Source organism: Emticicia sp. CRIBPO (assembly GCF_009905725.1).
GTDB lineage: Bacteria > Bacteroidota > Bacteroidia > Cytophagales > Spirosomataceae > Leadbetterella.
The window spans coordinates 1-12,639 of the sequence record NZ_JAAAKV010000023.1 but is presented as its reverse complement, the minus strand read 5'-3'; the positions used below and the strand labels follow the sequence as shown (position 1 = coordinate 12,639).

The window sequence follows — 12,639 nt, the reverse complement described above, 5'->3', positions numbered from 1 at the left end:
TGTTTTTCATGGATTTACAGTGATTACGGTAACCTCCAGGTGCCAAATTCCAGTACTTTCCCGACTCCTGCCGGATACAACCTGGTTTATTCCCAGGACGGCACTCCTTACTATTCTGCTTCAGGGGCTCCTCCAAGTGGTATTGTGAGTGGCAACTGTTATAAACTCAGGTCATTGGCCAATAATAATTATGTCCAGGCCATGTCAAACGGAGAAGTACAGATCAACGGAAATAACAATCAGAATGACCAGAAATGGAAAGTGGAATCTGTAGGGACCAGTTACAAAGTGACGACTATGAATGGCAGCGGGCAAGTGATCAAAGCCAATTCATTGACATACAGCAGCGGGCTGGTATTGGGCAACTTTGTTTCAGGTAACAACTATTACTACTGGAACTTTGAGAACAATGCCGGGAATTACCGGGTGAGTGCCCCAAGCAACCAATATACCTGGGACCATGAGGGAGCGGGCTCCGGTAACCACCTGCAGATCTATGGTACTACTTCAGAACAATTTATTGATTACCGTCTGTTTGCTTTTGAGGGGACTACATGCCCTGCAGGACTGAGAGTGGCGGCTGAAGCCGATGTGACAGAAGAAGAAAAGACAGGGTATATGAATTTTGCTCCGAATCCTACCAGTGGAGCGGTGGAAGTAAAAGTAAACCTGACCGAAAACGGAGAGGTGAATGTGAGTCTGACGGACTTTATGGGTCGTGACCTGGAATCGAAAACCTATCAGGGGATAAAAGGGAACAACTCGTTTGACTTCAAAGCTTCCAATCTTCCGGCCGGAGTGTATCTCCTGAGGGTTAAATCGAAAGGAAAGATTGAGTCTAAGAAGATTGTCATTGAATAAGTGAAGGGAGCTTTTAGCTGTGATGCTTTAGCTTTACCGTACTGAATTTTAATATTCCGCTTGTTTCGAAAGCCTAGTATCACTGCTTTCGAAGGTACTGCCCGGGCCTGACGGTCCGGGCTTACTTTTTTTACCCCATATTTCGCTGCATTCATCCCTGATTCGGCCTGCTTGTCAAATTTTCTTCCTGAATTAAAAACATATGCTTAGTTTTGCAGAAACTTTTTAAAACCAACGCATGTCTAAACCAAGTCTGGCCAGGGGAACCCGTGATTTTGGCCCCGAAATAATGGTAAAACGTACCTTTATTTTTGATCAGATCAGAGCAGTATTCCAGAAATTCGGCTTCCTTCCTATTGAAACACCCAGCATTGAAAACCTTTCGGTATTGATGGGTAAATATGGAGAAGAAGGGGATCAATTGTTATTTAAAATCCTTAATTCAGGTGATTTTACTAAAGATATAAAAGAAAACGACCTTGAGAAAGGACCTAAAGCCCTGCTTTCAAAAGTATCGGAAAAGGGGCTCAGGTATGACCTGACAGTGCCTTTTGCGAGATTTGTGGTCATGAACCGCAACGATCTGCATCTGCCTTTCAAAAGATACCAGATACAACCGGTGTGGCGGGCTGACAGACCTCAGAAAGGACGTTACCGTGAATTTTATCAGTGTGATGCCGATGTGGTGGGTACAGATTCCCTGATTTGTGAGGCAGAGATTGTGCTGATGCTGCATGAAGTATTCAGCAGGTTGAACATCAAGGAGTTTGTGGTGAAAATCAATAACCGCAAGATTCTTTCCGGGATTGCGGAGGTAATCGGGGCTGCCGGACGTGAAGGCGAATTGTGTGTGGCGATTGACAAACTGGATAAAATAGGACAGGAGAAGGTAGAGGAAGAATTGCTGCAGCGTGGTTTTGAGTCTGCAAGCATTGAGAAACTACAGCCGGTGTTTACTATAACAGAACAAAAAGATAACCTGTTTGATGTCCTTAAAAAATGGCTGGCCACTTCCGAAACCGGCCTGAAGGGTGTGGAGGAGCTTGAAGAAATATGGAAACTGGTAGCCCAATACGGACTGGAATCTCCTAAAATTGCCTTTGATCCGACCCTTGCCAGGGGATTGAGCTACTACACAGGGGCTATATTTGAAGTAAAAGCCCTGAATGTGCAGATGGGGAGTATCTCGGGTGGTGGTCGTTACGATAACCTGACGGGTACTTTCGGCATGCCGGGATTGTCTGGTGTAGGTATTTCGCTGGGGGTTGACCGTATCTTTGATGTGATGGAAGAGTTACAGCTTTTTCCGGAACAAGCAACCCAGGCTACTACGAAGGTCATGATCACGAATTTTGACGAAGAATGCCGCAATGCCGGTTTACCGGTGCTCACACGTCTGAGAGCGGCCGGCATCAACGCAGAAATTTACCCGGAATCGGTCAAGCTCAAAAAACAGTTTGATTATGCCAATAAAAAGAACATTCCTTATGTTTTAATTATTGGTTCTGAAGAAATTATAACACAGACTTATTCCCTCAAAAATATGGTCACCGGGGAGCAATCCCAGGTTTCGGTTGAACAATTAATAGAAAAACTAGATGCTTAAGAACAGAAAATTCCTGGCCTACGCCCTTGTGATCGTTTCCACGCTGGTCGCTACTTTTACTTTTTATTTCTGGCAGGTGGCCCAGAGTGCCAACCTGAATGTGGAGGGGAAACAAAAATTTGTCCTGTATATTCCTAAAGGAGCTACTTACGAGACGGTGCTGGATTCCCTGCACAAACATAAGGTGATTCACGATGAATTGTCGTTCGGGTTTTTGAGTAAACTCATGAAATACCGTGATAAAGTAAAGCCTGGGAGGTATGAGATTCCGGTTAATTCGGGTAACAAAGCTATCTTATCTAAACTGAAAAGAGGGCAGCAGGATCCGGTTAAGCTGACTTTCAACAATATCCGCACAAAAGAAGACCTGATTAAAAAGATAGGAAGCAAGATGGCTTTTGATTCTGATGAATTGCTGAGAAAGCTGAATTCTGAAGAAGAATGTAAGAAATTCGGACTGACTCCAACCACCATCATGTGTATGTTTCTGCCGGATACTTATTTCATCTATTGGGATATTCCTGTGGACGGATTCCTGGAAAGAATGAATCATGAATTCAAGAATTTCTGGACAGAAGAGCGTTTAAGCAAAGCGAAGTCGATCAATATGACCCCGACACAGGTGGGTATCATGGCCTCCATCGTTCAGAGCGAAACCAATAAAAAAGACGAAATGTCCAGAGTGGCCGGGGTATATGTTAACCGCATTGCCCAGGGGATTCCGCTTCAGGCTGACCCGACCGTTAAATTTGCCCTTGGAGATTTCAGTCTGAAAAGAATCTTACATAAGCACCTTACGTTTTCTTCTCCTTATAATACTTATATTAACCTGGGATTGCCTCCGGGACCGATTGCATTGCCTGAGCGGGTTTCGCTTGAAGCGGTTTTGAATTACGAAAAGCACAATTACACATATTTCTGTGCAAGAGAAGATTTTTCGGGCTATCACAATTTTGCGGTGGACTATGGCGAACACCTGAAAAACGCTGCGAAATATCAGAAAGCTCTTGACGATCACGGATATTAAGCCGCCACGGATGTATACATTTGAATATCCTTACAGAATCCGTTATGCGGACGTAGACCAGATGGGTTTTATGTATTATGGCAATTATGCCAGATTGTATGAAATCGGCCGGGTGGAAGCCCTGAGAGACCTGGGGGTGCGATATAAGGATGTGGAAGAGGCCGGTATCCTGATGCCTGTTTATGAAAATAAATCAAGGTACCTGCAGCCGGCCAAGTATGATGATCTGCTGACTATCCGGGTGGTTGTCAGGGAAATTCCCAGGGCGAGGATTGTGTTTTTCTATGAAATTCTCAATTCTGATAAGGTTTGTATCCATACCGGTGAAACCACGCTGGTATTTTTAAGGGCTGATAATAACAGGATAACCACCTGTCCCCCGGAGATTTTAGAAAAATTAAAGCCCTGGTTTGATCAATAAAACCCTGATTTTTTTTATTTTTACTTTGAAAATAAGTTGGGGCTTATGTTAAATCCATCAGTCTGTAAGTTCTTTTTCAGACCTGAAACCATTATAAACGATTCTCATGAAAAGGATTAAAGATTTAAAGTATATTGGACTCATCGAGAATAAGCTCAGGAACATATACATTAAAAACACCACCGTTTCTATATACCTCATCCTTGTTATTCTTTATAAAAAGCTCGTTACGTTTGACATTGACCAAAGGGCTGCTGCGGTTTCCTATAGTTTTATGCTGGCGGTTTTTCCGGCCATTATCTTCATTTTTACACTGATCCCTTACGTACCTATTGAACAGCTGGATGTGAAAATTATGGGATTTTTACAGGCGGTCATTCCAGCCGGAATTTATGAGACCGTTGCTGCGACGATCCATGATATTGTGAGCCGCAAGCGGGTGGATATTCTTTCCTTCGGTTTTATTTTTGCGGCTTTTGCGGCTACAAACGGCATGATGTCACTGATGCGGGCTTTTAATATGGCACTACAGAGGGCAGAAAAACGCAATTTTTTTAAAGCCAGGGGCATTGCTTTTATGTTGACCTTCATGCTGACTTTTATCCTGGTAGTGGCCATTCTTGTGCTGATTGTAGGGCAGCTCGTTTTTGATTTTTTGTTTTCAAAAGGCATCATCTTCAGCGAGAATTTTAATTACTTCCTGATCAAAATATCCGGTTATATCTCTGTTTTCGGGATCTTTTTTATTGGTATCTGCTGCATTTATTACTTTGCCCCCGCGATCAACAGGCGGTTGAAGTTCTTCAATTTCGGTGCTGTGCTGGCTTCTTTTCTTTGTATTCTCGTGACCAACGTGTTCTCTTTTTACCTGGCGAATTTCAGTTCTTACAATAAGCTTTATGGTTCTATCGGGACACTGATCGGCTTAATGGTGTGGGTGTATCTGATTGCCCTGATCCTGATCCTGGGTTTTGAAGTCAATATCAGTTTGAGGATTGCTTTCTCAAATGCCAGAAAACCGAAAAACGCCGTAGCAAACTAGTGCCAACGGCGTTTAAAATAAACCTTAACCCATAAATTGGTATCGTATATCTGTCTTCGATAGATAATATTTTTCAGTTGTTCATAGTGAACACATAAATGGATCAGAAAGATTCAAACTTTACTTATTTTATTTTTATTGTAAGGTGCTGATATTCAAAACTTAAAGTTGAAGATGCTCACGCAATTTCTATGCCATTTTCAATATATACGCTGATGAGCCCGGATAAGATGAAGCATAAAGGTGATACTGCAGGCATAAACAGATGGTACTTTTCATTGTATATAAAAAGCAAAAAAGGCCTCTGCCGGAGCAGAAACCTTTAGCAGAGAGGTCAGCTACCCATTGCTGAATTCTCCTTGTTTACCCAAAAAATGGTCTCTTTTACGTGTGAATCTCTGTTAATTATGCAAAACAATAATTTTCTGGCTGGCTGATTTTTTACCGTCGATCAACAGTTGATAAACATAGGTGCCGTCAGCCCAGTTATTGGTTTCTACCTTGATCTGTATTTCGTTTTTATTCAGTTCAATGGCTGCCATCTGTCTTCCGTTAACATTATAAAAAATCAGATCGGCCCTGGATGAATTTGCCGGCAGGCGGTAATCTACCGTCAGCAACTCACTTACCGGATTCGGATAAGCTTTCGCAATAGTGACGTCTCCCAGATCACCTTGCGGCACAATGGCCGCATTGTCGCAGGCACAAACGGTTTCATCTTTAAAGGTACCCGGAGTTTCGGTCTTCAGTTCTTTTACGGTGGCAGGAACAAGCAGACTCAGGGCCTTGGTTTTCCTGTCTCGGTAAGCTACATAAAAAGTTCCTGGTCCGGTTGGGGTAAATTTGCTGCCCACATGGATAGGATTCACACCCAGCTCATTATTGAACCAGACGGCTTCCAAACCTTTTTCAGGGATTTTAAGGCTGAAACTCGGCGGACGCTGTCCCTCTACCAGGAACTTGGTATTGTCGGTCAGGTTTGGCATTGAAACGGGTCTCACACTGCAATTAGGAGCGTTTACGATTTTTACGTTCCGGCATTTTCCGCTGATGTCTGTCGATACGAGGGTGACATTAGGCATAAAAGCCGGGATGTTCTCTACCATGTATTTGCCGTTGCCAAGAGACGTGACAAAACCGGAGCTTGAGCTCAGCGGAAGAGCATTGATTCTTTCCAGGTAATTGGTCAGTACCGGGAAACTCAGGTTGGCCATCGCAAAGTATACTTTTTCGATGATGCTCCAGCTGTCATTTTCCATATGGACGATAATGTTGTAGCTGTCTACGGTAGTGTTGCAATAAACAGAGTCGACAATGATCGGAGGACCTTCACATGATTCCACGATAATGGGGCAGCAACTGCTTACGTTACATTCTCCCACTTTCTTTGAAAAAGTATATTCACCGCTTTGTTTGATGGTCAGAGAACTGTCTTTGTTAATGCTTGCAATGCCGGGATTTGTCTGGTCGGTAATTTCCGAGAAATTGCCGGAAGGGTCTTTAAAAAACCATTTGACTCCTTTATATTCTTTGAGTGTAATACTATACACCTCATCATTTTTAATACTGATCGGAACACTTACGCAGCTGGTTCCGGTTTTTTTCAATGAACTTACAGACGCCTGCAATTCACTCAAAGTATAAGTTTTGTCGTCCTGCCTTGAGATAAACGAGGATACATAAGACAAACCCTGTGTTTTTACTTTGGCCCGGATGACTACTTTACCCGACTGGCCGCTTTTCAGCTGACCTACGGTCCAGATGTTTCCAATGGACGAATAGGTGCCTTTGTCAGCATAGAAATTAACAGACTCAAGGGTTGAACTCATTACTAATCTGACTTCTACGTTTTCGGCGGTTTTACTGCCTTTGTTCTGAATGACTGTGGTGAATGTAACAATTCCATCAAGGGCCGGTGCTGAATTATCCACTCCCTGGGAAATTTCGACGGCACTGTAGTTGAAATTTTTAGCGAAATTGACATGCTCAAAAACGGTGGTTTGTTCGCTGAAACAATTTTCTGATCCGTTGTAAAGCCTGACTTTGAATTCTTTAAGTCCTGCGGGATTGGCGATGTTATTGATTTCGATTTCTCTTTTAAGGGGATCGATCGGCGTGGCATTTTTAAAATTAAACGGTCTGCTGTTTGATTCGATGATTTCATAATGCGTGGCGTTGTAAATTTCAGAAATAATCAGTCGTCCGTCTTTAGTGTCTTCGTCAGAGACATCGAAAGCTTTCAAAATATAAGTCGGATGCTGGCAGTTGTCGTCATCAACCATTACCGCTGAAGTCTTTTTTGGTCGGTCGGAATAGTTACTGAATGAACATAAAGCACACAATAAGCTCAGAAGAACAGTTTTGCCCGTTCCTAGTCCGAATTTTGTTTTATACTTCAGTAAAATATTCAATTCCATTTTCTCACTCCTTCTGTGTTGGTGCTGATGTCCCGGCTGCGGGATCGGATCTTAAAGGTGAATTTAAAATAAGCAACTTACCCGGCTTTAAGGCCGGATAAGTTTGCTTGTTTTTATCTAACTAATTGGGTCGGATACGTTATTTGGTTTTGGTAATGGTTGCAGGTTCACAATATCCACCTGGACAGGTACAGTCTTTAGCTACCAATGGAAGCGTTCTGTCGATTGTACAACCAAATGTGTTCTTGATCCTGACCGTGTAATCCTGTTGAGCACCGGCCGGCTTAGGGTTAGCCAGGCTGGAGGCAAACACACCACCTGCTGCAGGGGAATTGAAGCCTGTAGGAGTACCTGAAGCATAGGTGCTTCCAAGAGTCCATGAAACCTGATCTGAATCTCTGTATCTTGTCAATACAAGCTGAGCATTGTTTTGAGGTTCAGCACCGATACAAATAGCACTGATCGGAATCATTGTAGCTACTGGTAGTGGATTCACAAGGATTGGAATAGCAGCCTGACCAGATTCGCAAGTCAATGTGCCGGTTTTGCCAGGAATCGGATTGGTATAAACCAATGTCTGACTTACATAAGCCCACGTTCCGCCCGACTGAGTGGTTGTAGGAGTAGGAGCTGTAGCCTGTGTTCCGCCGTTCCAGTACCATATCAGGGTATTGCCTGCATCAGCAGTAGCTACGAGTGGAGCAGCAACCGCATCCACACAATATGGATCCGGAGGAGTTACAGCCGGAGCATTTGGAGTTGCTTTGACAATGACATCAATTTTGGCAATATCAGATTCACAATCTTTAACCGCTCCGGTTGTTTTTTGTGAAACATAATAAGAAGTTGTCCCTACGGTACCGGTCGGAGGTGCCGGATAAGTAGCCCCAACAGTGGCTGTTCCCGCTGGGTCTGTACCATACCAATGCAATGCATAACCGGATGGAGAGGCCATAATGGCTGTTAAAGCACTTGATGGATATCCCTGACAGTAAGCCAGATCTTCAACAGTTGGTTTGGTTGGTTTGGTAAGGATCTTGATCGACAACATCGCGGTATGAGACTCGCAACCGTTGGCATCCACCTGAGAGATATGATAATAAGTATCTCCCGGAGCTCCAAGGTATGGACGAGGTCCTACATTCAGACCGACGTTGGTCACTGTATCAGGTTTGCTGCCATAAACAGGAAGCGGAGTCTGACCAGTTGGTCCATACCAGTGTAAGCTTGTTCCCGTTCCATTTGCCGACAATCGTTCTGGTTTGTCTTCCGCACAATAAGTGAGATCCACAGGTGTAGGTGGTGCAGGCAGAGGATTTACTACGAGAGGTAAAGTCTTGGTCGCATCACAGGTCTTCGTATTGGCGGTATAAGATACTGTTACGGTATAGTCTCCGGCCATGGCCATCGTGGCGTTCAGAATTCTGGGGTCTTCCACTGCTGAAGTGTAAGAAGCCGGACCTGCCCACGCATAAGTAAATACAGGGGCCGTTCCACCGCTGGTGGCTGTTGCTGTTACATCGAGTTCAATTGTGTCTTCCGCACAAACGGGCGAATTAATACTCGCCACAATTGAAGGAAGTTCGTTAATGATAAGACTGACATCAGCAGTATCAGCACAGTTGGTATGTCCTGTCTGCACAGAAATAACTCGGTAATTATATACACCAGGTGCTGTAGGCAACACAGTTGAAGCTAAATCAAGGTTAGTCTGCCCGGCGATTGCGGTTGTATTCGGGTTACCAATACCATTGTTGTTATACCACTGATAAGTAAACACCCCTTGATCTGACTTAAACGGCCCGGTCTGGGTATTGGTGGCTGTCACCGGGGCAAATGCAGCATTAAAACAAATTACTTGTTCTCCTGGGGCAGTCAGGAGCGGCGGTAAGCCGGCCTCGATCGTAATAGGGCAACATCCTGTAGCTGGACACGAAGCATTATATTGAGCCGTGTAAGTATAATTCCCTAATGACTTTATTATTAGTGTTTTGCCATCTGATGATACTTCAAAATCGGCAGTTTTACCACTGATCGGAGATCCGTTTTTAGACCATTGAATATTGGTAGGAGCTCCTGTCAGGACATATTCGTATTCATCACCTTTACAGTAGTCATAAGGGGTTGAGATACAGACTTGTCCCTGGTCATCTTCCAGAATGGTATTCTGGGTTGGTGATGAATTGGGATCGGTTTCGTTTAGCTTGGTGTTCCAGGCTTTCACTTCTCTAATACCTCTTGCTGTTACCTTGTAAGTAATTACTAATGAGACCGCATTTGAAGCACCGGCGGCCACATTTCCGATAGTCCATATCCCTGTGGCAGGATTATAAGTTCCGGTGGAAGCCGTAGGCGTTCCTGTTGGTAATAACCCTAATCCCGCAGTAACGTTAAATTCAACCCCCGTTGCTCCGATTTCTCCTAAGTTCTGAACAGCAATTGTAACTGTTACATCGGAATCTAAAGGGACATCACCGGCAGGAAGTTTAGTAACAGCTACTGAAATGTCTACATACTTGGGTTTAAAGTTGAAGTTTACATAAGGCAAAACGTACTGAATGTCTGTAAAACAAGACGTATCACTTTTGTAAACCCTGATAGTATACTCTCTTCCCGGAGCAGCATCCGGAGTCGCTAAGTTTTCGGCGAGATATCCGTTATTTAATTCTGACCATTTCTTTGAAGTTCCAAAAGAGACACCTGCGGGAATTGTCCCTGTCCACATCACAACTCTGTAATCATTGGCAGGTAAACCTGAGATTCTGATTTTGGCATCAGCTACGTCTTTTGCCGATGCATCTTCACCGAAAATAGTGGCAGGGATACGAGAGCCCGGACCGCAATCAACAGGCACTTTCTGTGCAAATGCACTTTCGCCTGTTAGTATAAATGATACACTCAATAGGATCAGGCAAAACCATCGACGCAGGGACAGGGCGTCAGGCAATGATTTGGGCCTGAGATTAAAATAGTTGTTTTCCATGATAAATTTGAAATTAATTGGGTATAAAAACTTGAACATTTGGGTTACTTATTCTATTTTAGTTATCGTCGAAGGCGGGCAATAATCCACAGGGCAGTCGATACATTTGTTCTGTATCGTTATGACTCTGTCTACCGTGCATCCTTCGCTGCTTATAATCCGTATTGTGTAGTTTTGTGAAATGTTATTGGAAGGATTTGGCAGGGTACTTGAAATGGTTCCGTTTGAGGGTATCAAAGCGGGGACATTGGCAATACCTGAATTATATGTTGTACCGATGTTAAAAGAATACTTCTCGTTTTCTCTGTATCGTGTGATGATGATTCTTCCGTTGTTGGCAGATTGAGCACCCAGGCACGTCGGATCAACCGGAATGATTTCCGCAACGGGCTGATTGTTAATTTTTGCCAGAACACTACTTCTAACCGGACTATCACAATTTTTTGTGGAAGAGCACAGGGCGAAATACGCAGTAGTTTCACTCAGTGTTGGAGTTGCAAAAGTCGTACCAATTCCTACGTTATTACCGTCAAATATCTTGTCAAACCATGAAATTGTTCCTGAACAACCCGAGGCATTCAGTGTTAATGATCCCGGGCCACATTTTTCGGCTCCGGTAAGGGTCGGAGGGGCAGGAAGAGCATTGATAATCACAGTTGCGGTACCTGAAGTATGGCATCCTAAACCATTGGTAATGGTCAGGGAATATACCCCGGCATGAAGACCTGCATTGGCATTTACGATTTCCGGATTTTGTAAATTGGATACAAAACTGTTCGGGCCTGTCCAGGCATAAGTGCCTCCGCCTGAGGAAGTCAGCCTGATGTTTTGATTTTCGCAGACTTCGACATTGGTGATGGTGAGCACCGGGTTGGCGTTCACAATGATCTGTAAAGTATCTTTTGAGGTACAGTTATTGGCGTCTTTTACGGTGACAATGTAAGTGGTGGTGATGGTCGGGCTCACCTGGTGTGAAGAAACGCCGTTTAATCCGTTGTTCCAGCTATAAATCAATGCAGGTGTTCCACCGGTAGTAGCGGCAGTAATGTTTACAGCTACCCCGTTACATATTTCAAGGTCCTGGCCGAGATCTACCACAGGACCTTTCTGGTCTGTCAGAGTAAGGTCGGGGAGATTAACGGGACATTCATCATTTTCCCATTTAACCCACAAATCATAGGTGCCTGGAGCCAATCCTGAATAAGTAACCGAACCGGAATTGTCTGCTACGGTGGCCAAATACGTCAGGCCTCCGTCAAGACTGAATTTGTATCCTGTTCTTCCGGCTACATCCTGGAAATTGAATCGTATCGTTCCGTTATTTATAGTGCAGGTGGGGTCGGTTTTGAGACTTGTCGCCAAAGGTGCAGGACGGTCACTAATCGTCGTTGTACCCAGATTTACCGGACATGCTCCGCCGCCCCACCGTGCATATAATTGATAGGTGCTTGAAGAAAGTGCGTTGACTGTGAACGAGCCACTGTTGTCATTGACGCTGTAAGGGTAGGTTAAACCGCCATCTAAACTGAATTCGAGGCTGGTCTGACCTGGTTCATCCTGGAATGAAAAAACTATTTTTCCGTTGCCCGTTTCACAAAGAGCGTCGGTTTTCGTAAAGGTGATGGCAGGAAGCGGCCTGACTTCAACCGAAGTGAAGCCGGATTTTACAGTGCCGCAGCCTGTTATCGTTGAAGTAACTTCCAATCTGTAGTAAGTTGTTCCTTTGACAGTAGTAGGAACCGATAATGTCAAGGCTGTTTGGCCGGTGATGGCAGTCCAGTTGTTTTGATCCGTTGAACTCAACCATTGGTAAGTCAGGTCGGAAGTGCCATTATTGATCGTTGCGGTTAATGTAAGACTTTCGCCGATACAAACCTTATTGTTATTAGGAGTGATGCCTATAGTAACTTGCGGAATTACGGTAACCGAAGAACTTGAAGAAGTTACTGACCCGCAGCCGGATGCCGATGCTGTTACTAAGATTCTATAATATTTTACACCTGCTGAAGATGTCGGAACAATAAGAGAGGCATTGGTTTGTCCTGCGATATCAGTCCAGTTTGTATCATCCGTTGAGGTTTGCCACTGTTGTGTGATGGTTCCTGTTCCGTTATTAATGGTTGCATTTAAGGTTAATCCTCCACCTACACAGATTGTCGTTGAAGGAATATTTATTGTAACCGTCGGTTTGGCCACCACAGTTATCGTCGAACTTGACGAGTTAGCAGATCCGCAGCCTGAACCTGAAGCAGTAACGATGACTCTGTAATATTTAATACCGG

The 12,639-nt window shown here is 44.1% G+C and carries 8 protein-coding genes; 5 read left to right on the top strand and 3 right to left on the bottom strand.

Features of this window, described 5'->3' with window-relative positions:
- The 5 genes from GVN16_RS25865 to GVN16_RS25845 all read left to right on the top strand — a co-directional run.
- Positions 1 to 861 (top strand): T9SS type A sorting domain-containing protein (locus tag GVN16_RS25865; protein ID WP_166566880.1); only part of this gene is annotated, 861 nt, incomplete at its 5' end.
- Positions 862 to 1,099: 238 nt separating this feature from the next.
- A complete protein-coding gene (gene hisS / locus GVN16_RS25860) occupies positions 1,100 to 2,467 on the top strand; it encodes a histidine--tRNA ligase (protein ID WP_166566879.1) in 1,368 nt (455 codons plus the stop codon).
- Positions 2,460 to 3,494, top strand: coding sequence for an endolytic transglycosylase MltG (mltG, locus tag GVN16_RS25855; RefSeq protein WP_166566878.1), 1,035 nt, complete (start codon positions 2,460 to 2,462; stop codon positions 3,492 to 3,494). Before hisS ends, mltG begins: the two co-directional genes overlap by 8 nt.
- A gap of 10 nt (positions 3,495 to 3,504) precedes the next feature.
- Complete coding sequence (locus GVN16_RS25850) at positions 3,505 to 3,915, top strand: thioesterase family protein (protein WP_166566877.1); 411 nt, start codon at positions 3,505 to 3,507, stop codon at positions 3,913 to 3,915.
- 106 nt (positions 3,916 to 4,021) lie between these two features.
- Positions 4,022 to 4,957 (top strand): YihY/virulence factor BrkB family protein, encoded by a 936-nt coding sequence (locus GVN16_RS25845; RefSeq protein ID WP_166566876.1) that lies wholly within the window; start codon positions 4,022 to 4,024, stop codon positions 4,955 to 4,957.
- Positions 4,958 to 5,358: 401 nt separating this feature from the next.
- On the opposite strand, the gene GVN16_RS25840 is transcribed toward GVN16_RS25845, so the two are convergent.
- The 3 genes from GVN16_RS25840 to GVN16_RS25830 form a co-directional block, all read right to left on the bottom strand.
- A complete protein-coding gene (locus GVN16_RS25840; protein WP_166566875.1) occupies positions 5,359 to 7,374 on the bottom strand; it encodes a T9SS type A sorting domain-containing protein in 2,016 nt (671 codons plus the stop codon).
- Between the two features lie 139 nt (positions 7,375 to 7,513).
- Positions 7,514 to 10,357 carry a DUF11 domain-containing protein gene (locus GVN16_RS25835; RefSeq protein WP_166566874.1) on the bottom strand — a complete coding sequence of 948 codons (2,844 nt, stop codon included), beginning with the start codon at positions 10,355 to 10,357 and terminating at the stop codon, positions 7,514 to 7,516.
- 48 nt (positions 10,358 to 10,405) lie between these two features.
- The coding region (locus GVN16_RS25830; RefSeq protein WP_166566873.1) for a hypothetical protein at positions 10,406 to 12,639 on the bottom strand (2,234 nt) is incomplete at its 5' end.